Raw genomic sequence first — 24,165 nt, 5'->3', positions numbered from 1 at the left:
CCGGAGGCCGTCCACGGTCCCTCTGGAGAATGCAGTATGCGCAAGAAGACCCTCCTCGCCTCCGCCCTGCTCACCGCCGCCGCCCTCACCCTCACCGCGTGCGGCAACGGTGGCGACAGTGCCGCGGACAACATCCTTGAGGTCACCGCCGAGCCGGACGCCAAGGCCGCCACGCCCCTCGACTCCCCCTTCACCAAGCCCGACCTCGTCCTGACCGACACCAAGGGCAAGAAGTTCGACCTGCGGGCCGAGACCAAGGGCAAGCCGACACTCCTCTACTTCGGCTACACCAACTGCCCCGACGTCTGTCCGCTCACCATGGGCAACCTCGCCCAGGCCAAGAAGCAGCTCCCGAAGGAGGACCAGGACAAGCTCCAGGTCGTCCTCGTGACCACCGACCCGAAGCGGGACACCCCCGCCTCGCTCGGCAAGTGGCTGGGCGCGCAGGACCCCGAGTTCATCGGGCTGACCGGCGACTTCGCGACCATCCAGGCCGGGGCCCGGCAGCTCGGCATCGCCATCGACCCGCCCAAGAAGAACGCCAAGGGCAAGATGGAGTCGATGCACGGCAAGCAGGTCGTCGCGTTCTCCCCGAAGACCGACGACGGCTACGTCCTCTACAACGGCGACACCGCGACCATCGACGACTACGCCAAGGACCTGCCCAAGCTGCTCACCGGGGAGAAGCCGTGAGGCGCGGCGCCCTGACCTCGCTGGCCGCGGCGGCCACCGCCGGACTGCTGCTCACCGGCTGCGGCGGCGGGGCGTCCGCGTCCGGGGGCGAACCCGAACTGACCGTCGGCGGCGCGTACATCCCCGCGCCGCCCACCGCCGACCTGGCGGCCGGGTACTTCGTCGTCACCAACTCCGGCGGCGCCGACACCCTCGTGTCCGCCACCAGCGAGCTGGCGGGGACGGTCACCCTGCACTCCACCGAGGGCGGCCGGATGCGGGAGGAGAAGTCCTTCCCGGTGCCCGCCGACGGCACCCTCGACTTCGCGCGCGGCGGCAACCACCTCATGTTCGAGGACCTCACCCGCAAGCCCGTACAGGGCGACACGGTGACGCTGGAGCTGCGCTTCGAGAAGTCCGGGGTCCGCACCGTCGAGGTGCCGGTCCGCGAGGCCACGTACAACCCGGCGAACGACAAGTCGTCGACTTCGTCGCACGCGCCGTCATCGCACGCATCCCCGTCCCAGCCGTCCGCTCCGGCGGACCATCACTGAGGGAAGGCCCGCCGATGCTGACCGTCGTTCCCCGTTTCCGGAGCCTGCTCCTGCTGTTCCTGCTCGCCACCGGTGCCGTGCTCACCGGTGCCCCGCCCGCGTCCGCGCACGCCGCGCTGACCGGTAGCGTCCCGGAACGGGGATCGGTGGTCGACACGGCGCCCGAACAGGTCTCGATCACCTTCTCCGAGAAGGTGGCCCTGGCCGACAACTCCCTGCGGGTGCTGGACCCGAAGGGCGAGCGGGTCGACACCGGACCGACCAGCGAACAGGGCGAGGCCGGATACTCCGTCGCGCTGAAGCCCGAGCTGCCCGACGGCACCTTCACCGTCACCTACCAGGTGGTGTCGGCCGACAGCCACCCCGTGTCCGGCGCGTTCACCTTCTCCGTGGGCGCCCCCTCCGAGACCACCGTGTCCGTCCAGGACCAGGACAGCGGCGGAGCCGTCGGGGCCCTGTACGACCTCGGTCGCTATGTGTCCTACGCGGGCTTCGTGCTGGTCGTGGGCGGCGCCGCGTTCGTCCTGGTCTGCTGGCCGCGGGGCGCCGGGGTCCGGGCCGTCCAGCGGGTCGTGGTCTCCGGGTGGCTCGCGCTGACCGCGGCGACCCTGTCGCTGCTGCTGATACGGGGCCCCTACACCGGCTCCGGGAAGCTCGCCGACATCTTCGACCTCGGACTGCTCGGCGGGGTCCTCCAGACCAGGACCGGGGCGGCGCTGATCTCCCGCCTGCTGCTGCTCGCCGCCGCCGCGCTGTTCATCGCGGTGCTGTTCGGTGCGTACGCACGCGCGGTCGCGGAACGGGACGCCTCCGGCACCGAGCCGTCCGGGTCCGACCCCGCCACGTCCGGACCAGAGCTGTCCAAGCCTGCTTCCGGCGGTACGAAGCGGACCGGTACGAAGCCGGTCGGTACGGGAGCGGTCGGTGCGAAGGCGACCGGTACGGAGGCGACCGGTACGGGTGCGGTCGCTACGGGTGCCGTCGCTACGGAGGGCGCGGACCCGGGTGTGTCCCAGCGGGATCTGGCCTTCGGGCTGAGGGTCGGCGGATTCGTCGTCGCCGCCGGGATCGCCGCGACCTGGGCCCTGTCCGAGCACGCCTCGACCGGTATCCAGACCGGCCTGGCGATGCCCCTGGACGTGGTGCATCTGCTGACCGTCGCCACCTGGATCGGCGGGCTCACCACCCTGCTGATCGCCCTGTACCGGGCGCCGTCCCTGGAGACGGCGGCCGTCGAGCGGTTCTCCCGGATCGCCTTCGGCTGTGTGGTCGTCCTCGCGGTGACGGGGCTGTACCAGTCGTGGCGGCAGGTCGGCTCCTGGTCGGGCCTGACCGGCACCGACTACGGGCGGCTGCTGATGACCAAGATCGCGCTGATCGCCGTCGTGATCGGCATCGCGTGGTTCTCCCGCCGCTGGGTCGCCCGGCTGACGCAGCGCCCGACGGACCTCTCGACGGACCTCTCGACGGACCTCTCCACGGATCTGTCGACGGACCCCTCGGCCGATCCCGGGGCGGACCAGGACGGGAGCCGGACGCCGGACGGCCGCGGAAGCGGCACACGGGCCGGTTCCACCGCCGACGGCACCGACAGCCCTGACAGCCCTGACGGGACCGACAGCGCCGTCGGCACCGCGCCGGAACCGGACACCGCGCGGGCCGCGCAGCTCGCCCGGCAGCGGACCGCCGTCGCGACCGCCCGCGTCAAGCGGGCCCGGGACGCCGACCCCCTGCGCTCAGGACTGCGCCGCTCGGTGTTCGCCGAGGTGGCCGTCGCGGTGGTACTGCTCGGGGTGACCACGCTGCTGACCGCGACGGAGCCCGCCCGGACCCAGGAGTCCGCCGAGCGGGCCGCCCGTACCGCGGGCGCTCCGGCCGGGCCGCTCAGTGTGCGGCTGCCGTTCGACACCGGCGGCCAGGACGGCAAGGGGGTCGCGACCGTCGATCTGGAGCCCGGCCGTACGGGCAACAACGCCCTGCATCTGTACGTCGAGCGGCCCAACGGCAGCGGCTTCGACGTCCCCGAGGTGCAGGTCGCCTTCACCCTGAAGTCGAAGGACATCGGCCCGCTGCCCGTCACCCCGGACCGCGTCGCCACCGCGCACTGGACCGCCGCCGGGGTACAGCTCCCGATGGCGGGGGACTGGGAGATCGCGGTGACCGTCCGTACCTCCGACATCGACCAGGTCACCGTGAAGAAGACCACGAGGATCGGCTGAACCACCATGGCGGAACCTGCCCGGACCACATCCCAGCAGCCGAAGGACCCGCGTCCCCCGACGGCCCCCGGCGCCTCCCCCGGCGTGCCCCGACCCGGCGCGTCCCGCTCCGGCGGGACGGGTGACCCGGCCGGTCCGGCGTCACAGCCCGGGGTCACCCGGCGGCGGCTGCTCGGTACGGCCGGTGCCACCGGGCTCGCGCTGGGCGCGGTCGGCACGGCGGCCGGATACGCGGCGGCGGGCTCCGGCGACCCGGACACCGCCCCGCTGACCTCGGTCGGCGCGGAGACGGCCGTGTTTCACGGGAAACATCAGCCCGGCATCCTCGACCCGATGCAGTCCCGGGGCCATCTGATGGCCTTCGATCTGGCACCCGGCGCCGGACGCAAGGAGGCGGCCGCGCTGCTGCGGCGCTGGTCGGCGACGGCCGAGCGGCTGATGGCCGGTGAGTCGTCGGCTTCGGACACCGGGGTCGCCCTGGACGCCGGTCCGTCGGCGCTGACGGTGACGTTCGGGCTCGGGCACAGCTTCTTCGCCCGGACCGGACTGGAGAAGCAGCGCCCGGTGGCCCTCGATCCGCTGCCGGACTTCTCGTCCGACCGGCTCGACAAGGCCCGCAGCGACGGTGATCTGTGGGTGCAGATCGGCGCGAACGACGGGCTCGTCGCCTTCCACGCGCTGCGCGCGCTCCAGAAGGAAGCGGGAAGCGCGGCACGGCCGCGCTGGGAGATGACCGGCTTCAACCGCTCCCCGGGAGCGACCGCGCGGCCGATGACCGCGCGCAATCTGATGGGCCAGGTGGACGGCACCCGCAACCCGAAGCCGTCTGACCCGGACTTCCAGCAGCGGATCTTCGTCCCGGACGAGCCGAGCGGCACCGGTACGGCAGAGGTACCCGGCGGCGGTTCGCCGCGCTGGATGGCGGGCGGCTCGTACGCGGTGGTCCGCCGGATCAGGATGCTGCTGGATCCCTGGGAGAAGCTGTCGGTCACGGAGCAGGAAGCGGTGATGGGACGTCACCGGTCCGACGGCTCCCCGCTGACCGGGGGCGGTGAGACGACCGAGCCGGACCTGGAGAAGCTGGGCCCGGACGGCACGCTGGTGATCCCGATCGACGCGCACGCCCGGATCAGCCGCCCGGACCAGAACGGGGGCGCGGCGATGCTGCGGCGCCCGTTCTCGTACCACGACGGTTCCGACGGGAAGGGGGCGCCGGACGCGGGGCTGCTGTTCATCTGCTGGCAGGCCGATCCGGTACGCGGCTTCGTCCCGGTGCAGCGCAAGCTGGACCGGGGGGACGCGCTGTCCCCGTTCGTCCGGCACGAGGCCAGCGGGCTGTTCGCGGTGCCCGGGGGCGCGGAGCGGGGCGGGTACGTGGGGCAGGCCCTGCTGGAGGGCTGAGCGGGGCGGTACCTGGGCAGGCCCTGCTGGACGGACGGAGGGCTGAGCGGGGCGGTAGCTGGGCCGGCCCTGCTGGACGGGCGGAGGGCTGAGCGGGCGCCCGACGGGTTCGGGGAGGGGTGCCCGGGCCCACTAGGGTGACCGTATGTCGGCCACGCGCTACACGTATCTCGGCCCCGAGGGAACCTTCACCGAGGCCGCCCTCCGTACGCTTCCGGAAGCCGCCACGCGCGAGCTGGTGCCGATGGTGTCGGTACCCGCCGCGCTGGACGCGGTCCGCGCCGGGGAGGCGGCGGGCGCACTGGTCCCGATCGAGAATTCGGTCGAGGGCGGGGTCACCGCGACCCTGGACGAGCTGGCCAAGGGCGAGCCGTTGATGATCTACCGCGAGGTGCTGCTCCCGATCGCCTTCGCGCTGCTGGTCAGGCCGGGTACGGAGCTGTCCGGGGTGAAGACGGTGACCGGGCATCCGGTGGCCCAGCCCCAGGTGCGCAACTGGCTGGCCGCGCATCTGCCGGACGCGGTGTGGGAGTCGTCGGCGTCCAACGCGGACGGGGCCCGGCTGGTGCAGGAGGGCCGTTACGACGCGGCGTTCGCCGGGGTGTTCGCCGCGGCGACCTACGGACTGCACCCGCTGGTCACGGACATCCATGACGCGGCGAACGCCGAGACCCGGTTCGTGCTGGTCGGCCGGCCGGGGCGGCCCGCCGCGCGGACGGGCGCCGACAAGACCTCCGTCGTGATCTGGCTCGACGACGACCATCCGGGCGCGCTGCTCGAACTGCTCCAGGAGTTCGCGGTACGGGGCGTCAACCTGATGCGGATCGAGTCCCGGCCCACCGGGCAGGGCATCGGCAACTACTGCTTCTCGGCGGACGCCGAGGGTCACATCACCGACCGCCGGGTGGGTGAGGCCCTGATGGGGCTGAAGCGGATCAGTCCGCAGGTGCGGTTCCTGGGTTCGTATCCGCGGGCCGGGGTGTCGCCGGACGAGGTGGGGCCGGTGCGGGCCGGGACCTCGGACCGGGCCTTCACGGATGCCTCGGACTGGCTGACCCGCTGTCTCGACGGTCGTTTCTAGCCAGCGATCAACAGATGATCGGCTGCTCCTACCTACCGATCACCTGCGGGTTCCCGCCCGGCCGTCCCTGTCCACAGAGTTATCCACAGGCACCCGTCTCGACCTGGGGACAAGTCGACAACTTCTTCCGACATGGTCGACAAATCGGTTCAGTGGCCCCAAGTCCGTCCACAGTCGGCCACGTCACCCCTCGTCCACCTTTTTCTCTTGATCAACTCTTTGGAGCGAACCAATTCCACTCGAAAGTGCGTGTGGTGATGGTTTGATCCGGGAATCCCTCACCCCCCGAGTTGCTTTCGGAGCGACCGACTCCGGCGTCCACAGAGTTTCCACACAGCCTGTGGATAACTTTCCCCCGAAGCGCCAACCTGTGGACAACCGGCCTTGACCGGCACGCCAAGTCCCCGCTCCCGCAAGGAGAATCGCGTCAAGGTGACGCCTTCCGCACCCCCCGGTTCGAAGGAATAGGCACGTTTTATGGACGGCGACGGGTGATCATCCGACCCGGCGGTCCGGCCCGTCGGCCCCGGAGCCGCCACCTCTTCGCGCATCGCCGTTCACCATCGGTCAACGCGCACCAGGCCCACCGGGCACGATTTCAGGCGCATCGCGCGCATTCCCCATTCCCTCGGCATTCCCTCATTCCGGCAATTAGGACATTGCTCACAGAATGCAAAACCTCGTCGTGGGGTGGAACCCCGCACCGGTAGCCTTGAGGGGTGATTGACCTTCGTCTGCTTCGTGAGGACCCCGACCGTGTTCGCGCTTCGCAGCGCGCCCGTGGAGAGGACGTCGACCTCGTCGACGCCGTGCTCTCCGCCGATGAGCGGCGCAGGTCGTCCGGTGTCCGTTTCGACGAGCTGCGCTCCGAGCAGAAGGCGCTCGGCAAGCTCATCCCCAAGGCCGCCGGGGACGAGAAGCAGGAGCTGCTGAAGAAGGCCGGTGAGCTGGCCGCCGCCGTGAAGACGGCGAACGCCGCCCAGGACGAGGCCGAGGAGGAGACGAAGCGGCTCGCCCTGCGTCTGGGCAACCTCGTGCACCCCGACGTCCCCGTGGGCGGCGAGGAGGACTTCGTCGTCCTGGAGACCCACGGCACCATCCGTGACTTCGCCGCCGAGGGCTTCACCCCCAAGGACCATCTGGAGCTCGGCGAGGCACTCGGCGCGATCGACGTCGAACGCGGCGCCAAGGTCTCCGGTTCGCGCTTCTACTACCTCACCGGTGTGGGCGCCCTGCTGGAGCTGGCCCTGGTCAACGCGGCGATCGCGCAGGCCACCGAGGCCGGGTTCATCCCGATGCTCACCCCCGCGCTGGTCCGCCCGCGCGCCATGGAGGGCACCGGCTTCCTCGGCCAGGCCGCCGAGAACGTCTACCACCTGGAGAAGGACGACTACTACCTGGTCGGCACCTCCGAGGTCCCGCTCGCCGCGTACCACATGGACGAGATCATCGAGGCCGACAAGCTGCCCCTGCGGTACGCCGGTTTCTCGCCCTGCTTCCGCCGCGAGGCGGGCACCTACGGCAAGGACACCCGGGGCATCTTCCGCGTCCACCAGTTCGACAAGGTGGAGATGTTCACATACATCGCCCCGGAGGACGCCGAGGCCGAGCACCAGCGGCTGCTGGACTGGGAGAAGCAGTGGCTGACCGCCCTTGAGCTGCCGTTCCAGGTCATCGACGTGGCCAGTGGCGATCTCGGTTCCTCCGCCTCGCGCAAGTTCGACTGCGAGGCGTGGATCCCCACCCAGGGCAAGTACCGCGAGCTGACGTCCGCGTCCAACTGCGACAGCTTCCAGGCCCGCCGGCTGTCCGTGCGGATGCGGGAGACCGGCGACGGCAAGAAGGTCCTCCGGCCGCTCGCCACGCTGAACGGCACGCTGTGCGCCGTCCCGCGCACGATCGTGGCCATCCTGGAGAACCACCAGCGGGCCGACGGGTCCGTGGTGGTCCCCGAGATGCTGCGGCCGTACCTCGGCGGCCGCGAGGTACTCGAACCGAAGTAGACCGAAGCAGGGGGCAGGCCCGGCCCGTGGGCGCGGGCCGCCCGCAGCGAACGCAGCTTGGAGCCGATCAGCCAGTGAGTCCCGCGTCGATCCCCGCCGAGCCCACCCGCTCCGCCGTCGTACCGTCCGCCGCCCCGTCGTCCACCGTGCCGTCCGCGCGGCCCGGCGGCTCCGGGCCCGACGCGGTGTTCCCCTACCGACTGGTCGCCACCGATCTTGACGGAACGCTTCTGCGCGGGGATCACACCGTTTCCGAGCGCACCCGTGCCGCGCTCGCGGCGGCCACCGCCGCGGGGGCCGCGCACATCGTCGTGACGGGGCGCGCCGTGCCCTGGACCCGGCACATCCTCGACGCCCTCGGGTACGAGGGGCTCGCGGTCTGCGCGCAGGGCGCCCAGGTGTACGACGCGGGGGCCCACCGGCTGCTCACCTCGGTGACCCTCGACCGGCAGGTCGCGGCGCTCGCGCTCGGCAAGATCGAGGCCGAGGTGGGTCCGCTGGCGCTGGCCGCGAGCCGGGACGGGCTGGACGGGGATGTGCTCGTCGGCCCCGGCTATCTGACCGACGAGGGCGGTCCGCTGCCCTACATCCCGTTCACCGACCGCTCCGACATGTGGGAGCGTCCGCTGAACAAGCTGTACCTCCAGCACCCCACGCTCGGCGACGACGAGCTGGCCGCCGCCGCGCACCAGGCCGTGGGCGGCCTGGTCGGGGTGGTCATGGCCGGGCCCGGGATAGTGGAGATCCTTCCCGCCGGGCTCACGAAGGCGACGGGGCTTTCGCTGGCGGCGCGGCGGCTGGGGGTGAAGGCGGCCGAGACGATCGCCTTCGGGGACATGCCCAATGACATTCCCATGTTCGCGTGGGCCGGGTACGGGGTGGCGATGGGCAACGCGCATGACGCGTTGCGGGCGGTGGCGGACGAGGTGACGGCGTCCAACGAGGACGAGGGGATCGCGCGGGTCCTGGAACGACACCTGGCCTGATCCCAGGGGGGTCATGGGTCGCGCCCCTCGCCCTGTGCCGCGGTCCCCTTGTGCCGCGTGGCCCCGTGCCGCGTGGTCCTGTGCCTCGTGCCGCGTGCGTTGTGTCGCGTGGCCCGAGGTCTGTCCGGGTGGGCGTACTTGTTCCTGTGCCGTCGCTCGGTGGTTTCGCGCAGTTCCCCGCGCCCCTTTGGGGCGCGTTCTGTTTGTTCTTCGGGGCGGGGCCGGTCGGGATTCTCCGTCCTCGCTCCAACGCGCTCGGTACGGACGTCCAGTGGATGTACTGGTGGCGTCGGAGTCTGCGGGCAGAGATTCCCGCCCACCCCCTTACGTGAGTCCTGCGACTGCGCGAGGAGAGGGGTTTGAACCCCGGCCCCGGTTGATGGCAGCCCGCAGACGGACGACAGCCCCAGGTGGGCGCCCAGCCGAGGGGCGGGGGACGGGCGTGGCCGAACATCCGGGAGGGGGCGACCGAAGCGGTCGCCCCCGGGCAGCTCCCCGTACGGAGTGGACTCGACGGAGCGGGTGAACTCCGGCGCCGCACTCCGCCGACTGCCCCGCGAGGAGCGTGACGGACCTCAGGAGGCCACGCCGCACTCCGTCCCGGTACCCCGCCGGTCACCCGGCGTGGACACCACTGTCCTCGGGTGCGAGCCGGGAGGCCACCGGTTATTTCCGGTCACCGCTTCCGCCGCTTGCGCCGTCGCGCCTTGCTCCAGAACCATCCCGCGGGCGGCTCGTCCGACCGCCACGGCTGCGGCTCGGGCGCCTGCGACCGCCACTTCTCGGCCAGCATCCGGGCCCGCGCGGACGGTTCCTTGACCTCCGCGCCCCGCACGAAGTCCTCGTCGAACTCGATGCCGTCGACCGGCCGCTCGTCGCCGCTCCCCGCGGCGTCCTCCGGTGGCTTCGGTTCCCCTGCCATCGTCGCTCCTTCCTGGGGTGGGGCGCCTTGAGACAGCGCGGCCCTCCCCCAGTGTTCCCGGGGGAGGGTGAAAGCACCGTCAAGAGGGTCGGGCCACGGGCCCGCTCACTCCTCCCCGGCCAGCTTCAGGGTGCGCAGCTTCTGTCCCGCGTACCAGGTGGCCAGCACGGTGACCGCGACGAGCAGGACCGTCGCGGAGGTGAGGCTCACGTCCGAGGTGACGAGATCGTTCCCGGCGACCTCGTGCGCCACGGCCAGCGACCACTGCTGCACGCTCAGCGTGCGCGCTCCCGCGACCAGGGTGCCGAACACGGCTTCCCAGACCAGGGCGTAGACGAGGCCGAACACCACGGCGTGCCGGGTGATCGTGCCGAGCAGCAGGAACAGCGCGGCGTAGGCGATGGAGCCGACGAGCGCGGCGATCGTGTAGGCGACGGCGACCTGCTGGCCGTTGCCGTTCAGGATGTAGCCCGCCGCGAAGGTCGGCAGCGCGGAGAACGCCATGGTGACCGAGACGGCGACGATCAGCTTGGTGAAGATGATCGTGGGCCGCTTGATCGGCTTGGCGAGCAGATAGACCACGGAGCCGTCGTCGATCTCGGGGGCGATCGCCCCTGTACCGGCGATGACACCGATGATCGGGACCATCGTGGCCAGGGCGAAGCCGCCGAGGACGTCCGAGGCGATCTGGTCGTCGGCGCCCGAGAGGATCCGGACCGCGACGGCGATGGCGATGAGCAGGGCGGGCAGGGCGAAGAGGATCAGGGCACGGCGGCGGCCGAGCAGGGCTCGATAGGTGAGCCGGGCGACAGTGGGGTCGTACATTCTTCGGCCTCCTACGCCGCGACCAGATACGAGAACACGGACTCAAGGGACTCGTCGGACGGCGAGACCGAGAGGAGCCGGATGCCCTGGGCACGGGCGACCCGGGGCAGCAGCGCGGTGAACCGCCCGAAGTCGATCGCCTGGATCCGCAGGACACCCTCGCTGATGTCCACCTCGATGCCCGCGGTGGACGGGTCCGCGATGAGCGCGGCGGCGAGCGCGCGGTCGTCGCTGGAGCGGATGGTGTAGAGGTGCGGGCGGTCGGTCATCAGCCGGCGGATGCGCCGGAAGTCGCCGCTCGCCGCGTGCCGCCCGGCGACGATCACCTCGATGTGCGAAGCGAGCTGCTCGACCTCTTCGAGGATGTGCGAGGAGAACAGGACGGTACGGCCCTCGTCGCCCATACGGCGCAGCAGTTCCATGAGGTGCATGCGCTGACGGGGGTCCATGCCGTTGAACGGCTCGTCGAGGAGCAGCACGGTCGGCTGGTGGACCAGGGCGGACGCCATCTTGACCCGCTGGCGCATGCCCTTGCTGTACGTGGAGATCTTGCGGTCCTGGGCGTACTCCATGGCGACGGTGGCGAGGGCCTCCTGGGCCTCCTGGTCACCGAGGCCGTGCAGTTCGGCGTTGGCCACGACGAACTCGCGGCCGGTGAGGAAGTCGTACATCGCCTCGCGTTCGGGGACGATGCCGATGTGCTCGTAGATCTTCTCGTTGCGCCAGATGGTCGTGCCGTCGAGGGTGACCGTGCCGTTGGAGGGGGCGAGGAAGCCGCCCATCATGTTGATGAGGGTGGACTTGCCGGCGCCGTTGGGGCCGAGCAGGCCGGTGACGCCGGGGCCGATGGTCATGGTGATGTCGTTGACGGCGACCACGTTGCCGAACCAGCGGGACGCGTGGTCGATCTCGATCGTGGTCACAGTCCGACCTTCCGGTAGCGGCGCGCCATCAGGCCGTACGAGCCCGCGATGATGCCGAGGATGACGACCAGGTAGACAAGGCCCTGCCCGGCGGACGGTCCGTGGCCGCCGGGGAAGGCGGAGTCGGCGCCCAGGAAGGCGGTGCTGAGGCCGTCCATGAGGGTGGCGGGCGAGAACAGGCCGAGCCAGGCGACGGCTCCGGTGCTGTCCTGCTCGAAGGCGATGGCCTGGACGGTGGAGACGGCGCCGTAGGAGATGGTGAGCGCCGCGATGACGGCGGCGATGCCGAAGCCCCGGCGGGGTGTGACGGCGGAGATCACCAGGCCGATCCCGGCGAACAGCAGCGAGAGGACGGCCACGGACACCATGCCTTGCAGGAACCCCTCGGTCTGGTCGGCGAAGTCGAGTTTGGCGAGCAGCGCGCCGACGTAGAGGATCACCAGCGGGACGCCGGTGAGGACGAACAGGGCGGACGCCATCGCGCCGTACTTGGCGACGACGTAGTCGACGTGCGCGATGGGCCGTGAGAAGTACAGCGGCACCGTCTTGAAGCGCAGGTCCCGGGAGACCGCCTGGGGTGCCTGGGAGGCGAGGTAGAGCGCGATGACCGCCTGGAGCACCACCGCGTACCGGGTGTACTGGATCGGCAGTTCCCTGGCGTTGGTCGCCACGGCGACCGCCACCATGATCAGTGCGGGGACGCACATCACGGCGAACAGCAGCATCGGCAGGACCTTGGACTTGGCGGACCGGCCGAGCCCGTAGGACCCGCGCAGGGTCTGGGAGAAGAGCGAACGGCGTGCGTAGGCCCGGCCGAGACGGGGGCCGTCGTAGTTGCGATAGCCGATGTTGTGGATCTGGGTCTGGGCACCGGCCGTGGGCTGTTCAGTCGCCATGACGGACCGCCTCCTTCCGCTTCTGCTCGTCGTGGGCGACCGGGGTGGCTGCGGCGCCGGCCCGGTCGGTCTGCCCGGTGGTCCGTCCGTCGGTCTGTCCGGTGGTCTGTCCGGCGGTCTGTCCGGCGGTGTCCGCGTCGTGGAACACCTCGGCGATGTGGTGCCTGCGCTGTTCCATCCGGACCAGGCCGAGGCCCAGATCGGCGACGACGTCCCGGACGAGGTCGTAGGTGTCCTCGCCCTCGGCCGTGAGCAGCACGATGTGTCCGGCGCCGGGCAGTACGCCACCGGTGTCGGTGGTGATCCCCCGGGCGTCCAGGGCGTCACGCAGCGCCTTGGTGCCGTCGGGGTGCTCGTCGGTGTCGGTGACCTCGACGGCGAGGATCGCCGTCGACTGTGTGAAGTCGGTGGTGGAGCTGGAGCGCAGCAGCTTGCCGCCGTCCACGACGACGACGTGGTCGCAGGTGCGTTCCAGCTCGCCGAGGAGGTGGGAGGTGACGAGGACCGAGATGCCGAAGTCGGTGTACACCCGGCGGATGAGGCCGAGCATGTCGTCCCGGCCGACCGGGTCGAGGCCGTTGGTCGGCTCGTCGAGGAAGACGAGCTTCGGGTCGTGCACCAGGGCCTGGGCGAGCTTGACCCGCTGCTTCATGCCCGTGGAGTAGCCGCCGATGGGGCGGTAACGCTCTTCGTAGAGGCCGACGTGCCGCAGGGTGTCCGCCGTGCGTTCCCGGGCCGCGGTGGGCGGCAGACCCGACATCCGGGCCATGTGCACGACGAACTCGGTCGCCGAGACGTCCGGCGGCAGGCAGTCGTGCTCCGGCATGTAGCCGACCTGCTCGCGGATGGCGGGTCCGTCGGTGGCGACGTCGAGTCCGAGCACGGCGGCACGGCCTTCGGTGGCGGGGGACAGACCCAGGAGGATCTTGATCAGAGTGGACTTACCGGCTCCGTTGGCGCCGACGAGTCCGGTCACCCCGGGTCCGATGTCCATGGAGAGTCGGTCCAGCGCGGTGACCCGCGGGAACCGCTTGCTCAGGCTTTCGGTCGCGATCACATTCACGGTTCGACGCTAGTGGCGCGGACCACACAGGTCGTCAGACCAGGGTGCCGACCTCACCTCAGACTCCAGTATTACGTGCCCGTAGGTGTCCCCCACAGGTCTCATGCCCACCACCCGGGAAGGTGAAGGCAGGGAAGGCTTCGGCGCGGTTGTCCACAGGTCCGGCCGGGGGCACCTTGACGCCGCCGCCGGGCAAGGTCACATTCGTTGGTGTGACGTGGCGGACACGCAGCGCACAGGCCGGGCGGGGTGGTCGGGCGGCGTTCGGGCACGGCGTTCGTGCCCGGCGGGGACGGGTCGGTGGACGGGTCGGAAGGGGACGGTATGGGTCTGCGTGGAGCGCGTGAGCGCCGGGTGCGCACGGGTGGGGTGGAGCTGTGCGTCGCCGAGCTGGGCGACCCCGCCCGGCCCACCGTGGTGCTCGTGCACGGCTACCCGGACTCCAAGGAGGTGTGGTCGGAGGTCGCGGCACGGCTCGTCGCACAGGACTTCCATGTGGTGCTGTACGACGTCCGCGGGCACGGCGGTTCGACGGCCCCGCGTCCGCTGCGCGGCGGGTTCACCCTGCGGAAGCTGACGGACGACTTCGTGGCCGTGGTGGACGCCGTGAGTCCGGACCGCCCGGTGCATCTGGTGGGGCACGACTGGGGTTCGGTGCAGTCCTGGGAGTTCGTGACCGTCGCACGGACCGCGGGCCGGATCGCCTCGTTCACCTCGATGTCCGGCCCTTCGCTCGACCACTTCGGCCACTGGCTCGCCCGCCGGAGGTCCCGGCCCACCCCCCGGCATCTGACGCAGCTCCTCGGCCAGGGCGTCAGGTCCTGGTACGTGTACGCGCTGCACACCCCCGTCCTGCCGGAGCTGGCCTGGCGCGGTCCGCTGGGCAGGCACTGGCCGAAGGTGCTGGAGCACACCGAGAAGGTTCCCCCCGGTGACTACCCGACCGCGTCGCTCCCGTCCGACGCGGCACACGGCGCGTGGCTGTACCGCGACAACATCCGCGCCCGGCTGACCCGGCCCCGCGCGGACGCCCACGCGCACGCGCCCGTGCAGCTCGTCGTCCCGCTGGGGGACAAGTTCCTGTCGCCGCGTCTGTACGACGATCTGGAGCGGTGGGTCCCCCGGCTGACCCGCCGGACGGTCGACGCCCGGCACTGGCTCCCCCGGTCCCGGCCCGACCAGCTCACCGCCTGGATCACGGAGTTCGTCACCCGCCACGAGGACGACGGCAAGGTCGACGGCGAGGGTGGCGGCGCCGGTGTCGGACCGGACCCGTCTGCCCTGGCCGACGACGCGCTCCCCCCGAAAACGGTGGCACCCGGCACGCCGCAGTCGGCCCGCGCGCCCCGAGCGGTGCAGGGGTCCCGCGCTGCCCGGGCGGCCCGGCAGGTCCGAGATCCGTACGCGGAGCGGTTCGGGGGCCAGTTGGTGCTGGTCACCGGTGCGGGCGGCGGGATCGGGCGGGCCACGGCACTGGCCTTCGCGAGAGCGGGCGCCCGGATCGTCGCCGTCGACCGCGATCCCGGGACGGCCGCCCGCACCGCGCTCGCGGCCCGCGAGGCGGGCGCGCCCGGCGCCTGGGGCGAGACCGTCGACGTCGGTGACGAGCGGGCGATGGAGAAACTGGCCGCGCGGGTCGCCTCCGACCACGGGGTGGTGGACATCCTCGTCAACAACGCGGGCATCGGCCTGTCGGGGTCGTTCCTCGACACCACCCCTGGCCAGTGGCGCGAGCTCCTCGACGTCAATCTGTGGGGCGTCATCCACGGCTGCCGGCTGTTCGGCGGACAGATGGCGGAGCGCGGACAGGGCGGTCACATCGTGAACGTCGCCTCGGCCGCCGCGTACCTGCCCTCGCGCGCGCTGCCCGCGTACAGCACGTCGAAGGCGGCGGTGCTGACGCTCAGCGAATGCCTGCGCGTGGAGCTGGCGGAGCGGGAGATCGGCGTCTCCGCGATCTGTCCCGGCATCGTCAACACCGGTATCACCGCGACGACCCGGTTCACCGGGGTCTCCGCCGAGGAGGAGCAACGGCTCCAGCGCGCGTCGTCGCGGCTGTACCGCTTGCGGAACTACCCGCCGGAGAAGGTCGCCGACGCGGTGCTGCGCGCGGTGCTGCACGATCGGGCGGTCGTCCCGGTGACACCCGAGGCCCGGACGGCCCGGCTGCTGTCCCGCCTCGCACCAGGTGTGCTCCGCGCATTGGCCCGCCGTGGGCCACGGTTGTAGCGGCACTCCGGGAGCCCGGACGAAGCGAATGGCGGTCAGTGGTGGGGAGTTCGAGGATCCGGCCTCCAGTCGCCTTCTGTGCGCGTCAGTTGACCGGGGCCGATCTCCTCCCGTACGAGGTCGCCTCAGGGGTAGGGGCGTTGGGGGAGTGAGCGCACACCACGCGGCGGGGTGAGCTCAGTTAACGGCGCGGAGTCCTTGTTCAGCAGCCGCACGGACGGGCTTCGCGCGTCGGAACCGGGAAGGTCGCGACAGCGGTCCGGATGTCGTCCGAGAGCACTCGCCCGACTTGCGGCCGATGCGGAACCAGACTGTGAGAGCGGGATGTTCACCGTTCTGTCATCGGCTCCTGATGTGTCGTCGGCGTGGCAAACGGACGGCTCGCGCTGCTCACAACCGGCCTCCTGCTGTCACTTGTTGCTGATGGAGTGGTTCTCGGAGTCGATGAGTGCGGAGGGAGAATAGACCAGACAGACACGGCCATTAGGCGCATTTGCCATAAACAGACTGACACATAGAAGAGTTGACCAAACCCCCTCAAAAGTTAGGTGAGTTGTCCACAGGAATGTCAAATAGCCTGTGGATAACTCGACTTGACTGTGGATCAAACATCAGGACCCGAATTCGGATGCGGAAATTTCTGCCGAACGGCACGCTGGTGTGATGGACGAGCGACGCACCGTGAAGGTGTCGAAGTACCTCTCGAAACATCTGCGGCACCAACCGGAACGGATCGGACTGGTCCTCGACGAGGGCGGCTGGACGGGGATCGACGCCCTGCTCGCCGCGACGGCCGCGCACGGCTTCCGCGTCAGCCGCGCCGAACTGGACCATGTCGTCGCCGTCAACGACAAACGCCGCTTCGCCGTCGAGGGTGACCGCATCCGTGCCAGCCAGGGGCACACCGTGGACGTCGATCTCGGGCTGCCGGCGGCGGTCCCGCCCGCGTTCCTCTTCCACGGCACCGTCGCCGGTCACCTGGCCGCGATCCGCGCCGAAGGGCTCCGCCCGATGGCACGGCACGATGTGCATCTGTCCCCCGACCGGGAGACCGCGACACGGGTGGGCGCCCGGCGCGGACGCCCGGTGGTGCTGTCCGTACGGGCCGGGGAGATGCACCGGGACGGCCATGAGTTCCGCGTCAGCGCGAACGGCGTGTGGCTGACCTCCGCGGTGCCCCCGGAGTATCTGAGCACGCCGTCCGCGCACTGACCCGGCCACACCTGTCCGGCCTCCGACCCCGTACAACCACCCCTACCCGTACGCCCGACCCACCCCGTACCCCCGTCCGGCATACACGACCGGCCCGTCACTGCGCGCCCGCCCGTCCCTGGACTGCCGCCCGACCCGCGCCGTCCTCCCCGCCCTCCCACCGCCCTCGTTGACGTCAACTCCCGCTCCAGGGAGGCCCGTACCGGCCCCAGGAACACCCTTCGTCCCTCTGGCAGGATGAACCGCATGCCCGCACCGGACACCACCGAGCCCCCGGCCCAGGCCCCCGGCCCCGCTGCCTCCGTGCCCGTCATCCACCCGGACCCCGGCACCGGACCCGTAGCGCTCCAGCACACCTCGCTCACCGACTACATCACCCGGCTCGCCTCCCGCGCGCCCGCGCCCGGCGGAGGCGCCGCCGCCGCGGTGCACGCCGCCCAGGGAGCCGCGCTCCTCGCCATGGTCGCCCGCTACAGCACCGGGGCGAAGTACGCCGAGCACGGCGTTCTGATCGCCCGGGTCACCGGCGAGGCCGACGAACTGGCCGCCCGCGCACTGCGCCTGGCCGACGCGGACGCCGCCGCGTTCACCGCCGTCACGGACGCCTACCGGCTCCCGCGCGCGACCCCGCAGGAGAAGGCGGCCCGGTCCGCCGCCATCGCGGACGCCCTGACCGGTGCCGCCGGACCACCCGCGGAGGTGATCACGGTGGCCGCCCGCGCGCTGGACCTGGCCGACGAACTGCTCCCCGTGGGCAACCGCAACGTCCTCACCGATGTGGCCGCGGCGGCGGAGGCCGTCCGCGCGGCGGCCACCACGGCGCGGATCAATGTCGAGATCAACCTCGGCGGGGTACGGGACAGCGCCGAGCGCGAGCGGCTGTCCACCGCGATCGCGCAGGTGGACGCCCTGACCGCCCGTGCCGACCGGGTCACCGCCGCCGTACGCCAGGAGATCACTCAGTGAGCGCCACCAGCCCCGCACCGAGCCTCGCCACCGGTCCCGGCACAGCCCCTGCCACCGGCCCCGACACCGGCCCTGGTACCCGCCCGGTCACAGGTTCCGACGCAGGTCCCGACGCCACCGGCCCGGACAACGGTCCCCGCACCCGCCCGCACACCGACCCCAACGGTGACGGCCCGGCCGCGTCCCTCTCCGGCAAGGCCCTCGCCGCGGAGCTCCGCACGGAGCTCGCCGCTCGGGCCGCCGATCTCGCCGCCACGGCGGACCGGCCGCATCTCGCGGTCGTCACCGCGACCGCCGACGAGTCGAGCGCGTGGTACGTCCGGTCCATCGCCCGGGCCGCCGGGAAGGCGGGCCTCGACTGCACGGTGGTCGACCTCGGGCCGGACGCGGCGGCCCCGGCCCTCCGGATCCGGCTGGCCGAACTGAGCGCCGATCCGGCCGTGCACGGGATCATCCTCCAGACCCCGCTCCCGGACGGGGCGCGGCTGGACGACCTCGCGTCGGCCATCGATCCCGCCAAGGACGTGGACGGGGCGAACCCGCTCTCGCTCGGCCGGCTCGCCGCCGGGCTGCCCGCTTTCGCCCCGGCCACCGCCGAGGCGGTCGTCGCGCTGCTCGACCATCACGGAATCGCCCTGTCCGGTCGGCGTGCCGTGGTCGTCGGCCGCTCCACCGTCGTCGGGAAGCCCCTCGCCCATCTGCTGCTGGACCGGGACGCCACGGTGACCGTCTGCCACTCCCGCACCGCCGACCTCGCCGCGGTGACCCGTGACGCGGAGGTGCTGATCGCCGCGGTGGGCAGGCCGGGCCTGGTCACCGCCGCGCATGTCCGGCCGGGCGCGGTCGTCGTGGACGTCGGCACCAATCCGACGGACGACGGCGGGCTGGTCGGCGACGTGCACCCGGACGTGGCACACGTCGCCGGATCGCTCAGCCCCGTTCCGGGCGGGGTCGGGCCGGTCACGACCGCTCTGCTGCTGCGGCACACGGTCGACGCGGCGGCCACCGCCGCCCGGACTCGCTGACGGGCGGGTACGAGGTCAGTTCCGAGCGATCCCGGGCGCGATGTCCTCGTACACACCGGCCAGTCGCGCGCCCCGGTCAGGGGCGTCCGTCCCCGGAGCCTCGGCGGCCGGCGCCTGTGCCGCCGGGGTCCCGCTCGCGGACGCCGTGCCGCTGCCGCCACCGGCACCACTGCCAGTGCTGCCGCTGCCGCTGCCGCAGAAGGTCGCTTCCAGGGTGCCCGCCATCGTCACGAGCACGTTCCCGTTGTTGGAGGTGTTCGCGAGGGAACTGACGCTCCGCTTCCCGTCCTTCGACGTGAACGCGTACGTGTAGTAGCCCTGGACGGTGCCGGTGTGGCCGTACACGGACACCCCGCAGGACAGATCGCGGCGCCGCAGCCCGAGCCCGTAGTGCTGGGTGCCCGCCGCGTTCGTGGGGGCCCAGCGCTGCATCTCCGCGAGCAGATCGGCGCGGAGCAGACGACCGCCCAGCAGCGCGGAGAAGAAACGGTTCAGGTCCGCCGGGTCCGAGATCATCGCACCGGCGGTCTGCGCCCAGGAGGCCGTCTGCCGCGTCGAGTCCACGAGCGGCGCGCCCGCCTCGTCCGGGGTGAGGTACCCCCGCGCGTACCGGCCCGGGATCGCGGTGGCCGGGTGCACGTACTTGGTGTTGTCCAGCCCGAGCGGCTCGATGATCCGGGACTGGTACGCGCTGCGCGCCGACTCTCCGGTGACCTTCTCGATCAGCATCCCGGCGACCACGAAATTGGTGTTCGAGTACCCGTACGCCGTGCCGGGGGCCGGGGAGGGGGTCCTTGTCAGCGACCGGTCGATGAGTTCCTGGTTCGTGAACACCTTGTTCCGTACCGCCTCGAAGCCCGGCACGGTCTGCTGGAACATGTCGTTCGTGTAGTCCCACAGTCCGCTGCGGTGGTTGAGGACGTGCCGCACGGTGATGCGGTCGTCGGGGAGCAGGCCGGGCAGATAGTGGTTGACGGAGGTGTCGAGTCCCAGATCGCCCTCGGCGACCAGTTGCAGGACGACCACCGCCGAGAACGTCTTCGTGACGCTGCCGATGCGGAAGCGGTCGGCGGTGCTGATCTGCCGCCCGCTCTCCCGGTCCGCCACGCCCTCGGACACCCGGTACGTCTCCCCGTGGTCGTCCACCCGCGCCATCGCCCCGGGCGCGCCCTGGGACAGCGCCCGCTGGAGCACCGCGCGCAACGCGGCCGTGTCCGGCGCGGGTGCGGGAGCGGGGGTGCGTACGTGGGCGGATACCGGGGCGGGGGCCATTGCCGGGGCGGGGGCGGCCGGGGCCGAGCCCGGGGCCGCCGCGTACGCCGACTGCGCGGGCAGCGTCCCGAGGGTCAGCGCCGCCGCTCCCAGCGCGACAGCACTCAGGGCCTTACGTCGAACCATCGTGATCCCCGTTCCTGTGTCGAACAGCCGTACATGGGTACGGGATCGGCCCATGACGGTCGGTCGGGCCCACCCCGTAGGCGCCATGCTGCGGCACTCCGCGGGCGGGCCGGTGGGGGACACGTCCGGTGGATGGCGCGATGTTCACTTGCGGCGGGGCGTCACGTTTCCCTCACATCCCACCGGCCGCGCCCGCCACTCGGCCCCCGCCGCCCGGCGGACCCGCCGACCTCCTGGGACGCGCCTGGGGGCCACCCCTGAAGACGGCCGAAATCCGCCCATGACGGCGCGCCGGACCGGCGTCGGGCGGCCACGCGGCCGTCGGCCGACCCACGACCCACGGCGACGGGCCGGGGACCAGGCAGCAGGCAGCAGGCAGCAGGCAGCAGGCAGCAGGCAGCAGCGCGGAACGAGGAACGAGGAACGCGCGGCACCCGGCTCGGACGGAACGCGGACCAGGCTCAGGGCCAGGGCCAGGCTCAGGCGGTGCGCAGTTGTGCCGGGGCCTCGACGGCGATCCGCTCGAACATTGCCGGATCGGTGGCGAAGTCGGAGTCCGGGATCGGCATATGGAGCACGATCTCGGTGATCCCCAGTGCCTGGTGACGGCCCGCGAAATCCACGAAGGCGTCGACGGACCCCAGCGGGGTGTTCCGGTCCGGGGTGAACCCGGTGAGCAGCACCTTCTCCACCTCGTCCACGTCCCGGCCGAGCTCGGCGCACGCCTTGCCCAGCCGGGCGATCTGGGCGGCGACGGCCTGCCGGGACTGCTCGGGCGTCCCCGTCTCGAAGAGCTTCGGATCACCGGTGGTCACCCACGCCTGGCCGTGCCGGGCCGCCAGCCGCATCCCGCGCGGACCGGTCGCGGCCACCGCGAACGGCAGCCGGGGCCGCTGTACGCAGCCGGGGATGTCACGGGCCTCCAGCGCGGAGTAGTGGGTGCCCTCGGCGCTCACGGAGTCCTCGGTGAGCAGCCGGTCGAGCAGCGGGACGAACTCGGCGAACCGGTCGGCCCGCTCCTTGGGCGTCCATGCCTCCTGCCCCAGCGCGGTGGCGTCGAATCCGCTGCCTCCGGCACCGATACCCAGCGTGATCCGGCCACCGGAGATGTCGTCCAGGGAGATCAGTTCCTTGGCCAGCGTGACCGGGTGCCGGAAGTTCGGCGAGGTGACGAGGGTGCCCAGCCGCATACGTTCCGTGGCCGTCGCGGCGGCGGTGAGGGTGGGCAGCGCACCGAACCACGGCCCGTCGCGGAAGGTCCGCCAGGACAGATGGTCATAGGTGTACGCGGTGTGGAAGCCCAGCTCCTCGGCACGGCACCACTTCCCGCGCCCCCCTTCGTGCCAGCGGTCGACGGGAAGGATCACAGTGCTCAGGCGCATGGCGGCAACCCTATGCCGCGAGGACCGGCCCGAGCGCGCCTACCGCAGCTTCGAGGGATCCCGCCGATCGATCCGCGGCCGGCGTGGACGGCGGCGCGAGGGCACCTTCCTCACCCCGGTTCCCGAAGGTGCGGGGGCGCCCGTCACGCCCGGCCACCACGCGGCCGCCCGAGGACGGACCGAGGGCGGACCGAGGGCGGACCGAGGGCGGACCGAGGGCGGAAATCACTCAGATGTGCGGACTCCCGCACGGTCGTGCGGGCATATGCGCGAGAATGGCGGGGTGACCTCAGCTTCCCCACGGCCGTGGACATCGGCCTCCCCCACGCTCCCGACCCGGCTGATCGCGACGGATCTCGACGGAACCCTGCTCCGCGACGACAAGTCCGTGTCGCCCCGGACGGTGGCCGCGCTCGCCGCCGCGGAGGCGGCGGGTATCGCGGTCTTCTTCGTCACCGGCCGCCCGGCCCGCTGGATGGACGTGGTCAGCGCCGTGCTGCACGGCCACGGCACCGCGATCTGCGGGAACGGCGCCGCGGTCGTCGATCTGCACGGCGGCCCGACCGCACCCCGTTTCCTCACGGTCCGGGAGCTCGCCGCACCCCTCGCCCTCGGTGTGGTCGAGACCCTGCGGAAGGTCGCCCCGGGCACGTCGTTCGCCGTGGAACGCACCGGCGGGCTGCACCACGAAGCGGCCTACCCCCCGCTCCAGCTCGATCTGGCGGAGAGCGTGGCGCCCGCCGAGAAGCTGCTGGCCCCGGGCACGGACGCCGCCGACCAGCCGGTGCTCAAGCTGCTCGCCCACCATCCCGGGCTGGCCCCGGACGTCTTCCTCGCGCTGGCGCGCGCCGCCGTGGGGGAGGACCGGGCGAACATCACCCGGTCCAGCCCGACCGCCCTGCTGGAGATCAGCGGACCGGGCGTCTCCAAGGCGAGCACCCTTGAGCTGTGCTGCGCGGAGCAGGGGATCTCCCCCGCCGAGGTCGTCGCCTTCGGCGACATGCCCAACGACATAGAGATGCTGGACTGGGCGGGCACCTCGTACGCCATGGGCAACGCCCACCCGGATGTCCTGGCCGCCGCTTCGCACCTCACCACCGGCAACAACGACGACGGTGTCGCGACCGTGATCGAGCGCATACTCGCGGAGCGCTGACCCGCGGGACCCGCCCCCGGATCACCGGCCCCGGGCCCGGCCCCCTCACAGCACCACCCCGCGCTCCGCGAGCCACGGCATCGGGTCGACACCCGAGCCGAGCTGCGGGGTCAGCCGTACCTCGAAGTGCAGATGGGGGCCCGTCGAGTTGCCGGTCGTCCCGGACAGCCCGATCCACTGCCCCACCGCCACCCGTTCGCCCTGGTCGACGGCGGCCGACGACAGATGCGCGTACTGCGTGTAGTAGCCGCCGGGGTGCTGGAGCACGACCGCGATCCCGAAGGCGCCCCCGCAGGACACGCTCACCACCCGGCCCTCGCCCACCGCGCGCACCGGTGTACCGACGCCCACGGCGAAGTCCTGTCCCGTGTGGCGGCTGGCCCAGCGCTGACCGGAACCGCCGAAACCGGCCGACAGCTGGTATCCCGCCACCGGCGCGACCCAGTCCGACGCACCCGCCGCAGAACTCTGCGGCAGCCGCACCGCGCCCCGGCACCGGCCGGCGGCGACCGACCGGTCGGCCTCGCCGCGCAGCCGCCACTGCGCCCGCTCCAGCTTCTCCTCGATCTCCTGCCTCAGCTCCGCGAGCCGGTCGTTGCGGCTCTCCAGCGCGCGCCACGCCTGCGACGCCTCCTTCTCGTCCTCCGCGAGCCGCCGCTCCGCCGCCCGGCTCTCGTCGATCTTCCGCCGGACCGCCAGCTCCGCCTGCGAACCGGCCCGCTGACTGTTCATCACGTCCTCGGGGCGGTCGGCCAGCAGCATCCGGGCGGTGTACGGGACATCGCCCCCGGTGCGGTACTGGGCACGGGCGATCCGCCCGAGGTCGGCGTGCAGGATCGCGATACCGCGCCGTTCCTCCGCGAGCCTGCGTTCCAGTTCGGACGCCTCGGCGCGCTGGATCCCGGCCTGCCGCCGCCCCTCCTCGTAGCGGCGGGTCGCGTCGGCGGCCTCCTCGTACAGCTTGGCCACCTCCGCGCCCGCGCCCTGCGCCCCGAGGCTGCCGCCGTCGGTTCCCGGGGCCTCGCCGTACGCGCTGACATGCGGGACGGCGAGTCCCAGCAGCACGCACAGCACCGCGGGGACGAACATCGGACGGCGACGGCCTGAAGAGAACGACATATGACGGATCGTTACGCGTCCGGGGGGACCCGGCGCGCCGGGCTCGTACGCCCGGGGGACGTGCCACCCCGTACGGATGACCGGGGTACCGCCGAACAGGGTGTCCTCGGCGCGGATCGCGTCAGGTGCGGGG

Annotated in this window: 20 protein-coding genes; 12 read left to right on the top strand and 8 right to left on the bottom strand. The window is 71.9% G+C overall.

All coding sequences use genetic code 11. The annotated features are described in order from the left end of the window. Positions 1 to 36 precede the first annotated feature (36 nt). The 7 genes from AB852_RS13405 (at position 37) to AB852_RS13375 (ending at position 8,916) form a co-directional block, all read left to right on the top strand. On the top strand, positions 37 to 693 hold the full coding sequence (locus tag AB852_RS13405; RefSeq protein ID WP_073787358.1) for an SCO family protein: 657 nt from the start codon (positions 37 to 39) through the stop codon (positions 691 to 693). Then, positions 690 to 1,226 (top strand): copper chaperone PCu(A)C, encoded by a 537-nt coding sequence (locus AB852_RS13400; RefSeq protein WP_073787356.1) that lies wholly within the window; start codon positions 690 to 692, stop codon positions 1,224 to 1,226. The genes AB852_RS13405 and AB852_RS13400 overlap by 4 nt, the downstream gene beginning before the upstream one ends. 14 nt (positions 1,227 to 1,240) lie before the next feature. Then, positions 1,241 to 3,445 carry a copper resistance CopC/CopD family protein gene (locus AB852_RS13395; protein ID WP_073787354.1) on the top strand — a complete coding sequence of 735 codons (2,205 nt, stop codon included), beginning with the start codon at positions 1,241 to 1,243 and terminating at the stop codon, positions 3,443 to 3,445. A gap of 6 nt (positions 3,446 to 3,451) precedes the next feature. After that, positions 3,452 to 4,846 carry an iron uptake transporter deferrochelatase/peroxidase subunit gene (gene efeB, locus AB852_RS13390; protein WP_073787352.1) on the top strand — a complete coding sequence of 465 codons (1,395 nt, stop codon included), beginning with the start codon at positions 3,452 to 3,454 and terminating at the stop codon, positions 4,844 to 4,846. 145 nt (positions 4,847 to 4,991) lie between these two features. After that, positions 4,992 to 5,927, top strand: a complete 936-nt coding sequence (gene pheA / locus AB852_RS13385; RefSeq protein ID WP_073787350.1) for a prephenate dehydratase — start codon at positions 4,992 to 4,994, stop codon at positions 5,925 to 5,927. A gap of 719 nt (positions 5,928 to 6,646) precedes the next feature. After that, positions 6,647 to 7,930: a serine--tRNA ligase gene (serS, locus tag AB852_RS13380; RefSeq protein WP_073787348.1), complete on the top strand. Its 1,284-nt coding sequence runs from the start codon at positions 6,647 to 6,649 to the stop codon at positions 7,928 to 7,930. Positions 7,931 to 8,076: 146 nt separating this feature from the next. Continuing rightward, entirely contained in the window at positions 8,077 to 8,916 is an 840-nt protein-coding gene (locus AB852_RS13375; protein WP_073787850.1) for an HAD family hydrolase, read from the top strand. Positions 8,917 to 9,592: 676 nt separating this feature from the next. Here AB852_RS13375 and AB852_RS13370 read toward each other — a convergent pair. From AB852_RS13370 to AB852_RS13350, 5 genes are all read right to left on the bottom strand, one after another. After that, positions 9,593 to 9,838, bottom strand: a complete 246-nt coding sequence (locus tag AB852_RS13370) for an SGM_3592 family protein (protein WP_073787346.1) — start codon at positions 9,836 to 9,838, stop codon at positions 9,593 to 9,595. A 105-nt stretch (positions 9,839 to 9,943) separates the two neighbouring features. Then, complete coding sequence (locus tag AB852_RS13365) at positions 9,944 to 10,663, bottom strand: ABC transporter permease (protein ID WP_073787344.1); 720 nt, start codon at positions 10,661 to 10,663, stop codon at positions 9,944 to 9,946. 11 nt (positions 10,664 to 10,674) lie between these two features. Further along, positions 10,675 to 11,586, bottom strand: coding sequence for an ABC transporter ATP-binding protein (locus tag AB852_RS13360; RefSeq protein WP_073787342.1), 912 nt, complete (start codon positions 11,584 to 11,586; stop codon positions 10,675 to 10,677). Further along, the gene (locus AB852_RS13355; RefSeq protein ID WP_073787340.1) at positions 11,583 to 12,482 is read right to left on the bottom strand and encodes an ABC transporter permease; all 900 of its coding nucleotides are present in this window, start codon (positions 12,480 to 12,482) and stop codon (positions 11,583 to 11,585) included. Before AB852_RS13355 ends, AB852_RS13360 begins: the two co-directional genes overlap by 4 nt. After that, the gene (locus tag AB852_RS13350; RefSeq protein ID WP_079184565.1) at positions 12,472 to 13,539 is read right to left on the bottom strand and encodes an ABC transporter ATP-binding protein; all 1,068 of its coding nucleotides are present in this window, start codon (positions 13,537 to 13,539) and stop codon (positions 12,472 to 12,474) included. Before AB852_RS13350 ends, AB852_RS13355 begins: the two co-directional genes overlap by 11 nt. Positions 13,540 to 13,869: 330 nt before the next feature. On the opposite strand from AB852_RS13350, the gene AB852_RS13345 reads away from it, so the two are divergent. The 4 genes from AB852_RS13345 (at position 13,870) to AB852_RS13330 (ending at position 18,977) form a co-directional block, all read left to right on the top strand. Then, on the top strand, positions 13,870 to 15,774 hold the full coding sequence (locus AB852_RS13345; RefSeq protein ID WP_073787848.1) for an SDR family oxidoreductase: 1,905 nt from the start codon (positions 13,870 to 13,872) through the stop codon (positions 15,772 to 15,774). A 663-nt stretch (positions 15,775 to 16,437) separates the two neighbouring features. After that, entirely contained in the window at positions 16,438 to 16,986 is a 549-nt protein-coding gene (locus tag AB852_RS13340) for an RNA 2'-phosphotransferase (protein WP_073787337.1), read from the top strand. Between the two features lie 246 nt (positions 16,987 to 17,232). Continuing rightward, the gene (locus tag AB852_RS13335) at positions 17,233 to 17,952 is read left to right on the top strand and encodes a cyclodeaminase/cyclohydrolase family protein (RefSeq protein ID WP_079184605.1); all 720 of its coding nucleotides are present in this window, start codon (positions 17,233 to 17,235) and stop codon (positions 17,950 to 17,952) included. Continuing rightward, the gene (locus AB852_RS13330; RefSeq protein ID WP_079184564.1) at positions 17,949 to 18,977 is read left to right on the top strand and encodes a bifunctional 5,10-methylenetetrahydrofolate dehydrogenase/5,10-methenyltetrahydrofolate cyclohydrolase; all 1,029 of its coding nucleotides are present in this window, start codon (positions 17,949 to 17,951) and stop codon (positions 18,975 to 18,977) included. Before AB852_RS13335 ends, AB852_RS13330 begins: the two co-directional genes overlap by 4 nt. 15 nt (positions 18,978 to 18,992) lie before the next feature. Here the strand turns inward: AB852_RS13330 and AB852_RS13325 are convergent, their stop codons facing one another. Both AB852_RS13325 and AB852_RS13320 read right to left on the bottom strand, forming a co-directional pair. Then, a complete protein-coding gene (locus AB852_RS13325) occupies positions 18,993 to 20,375 on the bottom strand; it encodes a serine hydrolase domain-containing protein (RefSeq protein ID WP_079184563.1) in 1,383 nt (460 codons plus the stop codon). Between the two features lie 479 nt (positions 20,376 to 20,854). Next, positions 20,855 to 21,757 carry an LLM class flavin-dependent oxidoreductase gene (locus AB852_RS13320; RefSeq protein ID WP_073787335.1) on the bottom strand — a complete coding sequence of 301 codons (903 nt, stop codon included), beginning with the start codon at positions 21,755 to 21,757 and terminating at the stop codon, positions 20,855 to 20,857. A gap of 265 nt (positions 21,758 to 22,022) precedes the next feature. On the opposite strand from AB852_RS13320, the gene AB852_RS13315 reads away from it, so the two are divergent. Then, complete coding sequence (locus AB852_RS13315) at positions 22,023 to 22,913, top strand: HAD family hydrolase (RefSeq protein WP_073787333.1); 891 nt, start codon at positions 22,023 to 22,025, stop codon at positions 22,911 to 22,913. Between the two features lie 45 nt (positions 22,914 to 22,958). On the opposite strand, the gene AB852_RS13310 is transcribed toward AB852_RS13315, so the two are convergent. Continuing rightward, on the bottom strand, positions 22,959 to 24,032 hold the full coding sequence (locus tag AB852_RS13310) for a M23 family metallopeptidase (RefSeq protein ID WP_073787330.1): 1,074 nt from the start codon (positions 24,030 to 24,032) through the stop codon (positions 22,959 to 22,961). Between the last annotated feature and the right edge of the window lie 133 nt (positions 24,033 to 24,165).

The organism is Streptomyces uncialis, from assembly GCF_001905345.1.
GTDB classification, from domain to species: Bacteria; Actinomycetota; Actinomycetes; order Streptomycetales; family Streptomycetaceae; genus Streptomyces; species Streptomyces uncialis.
The sequence above is the reverse complement of the archived record's forward strand: the minus strand, read 5'-3'. Positions and strand labels throughout refer to the sequence as shown.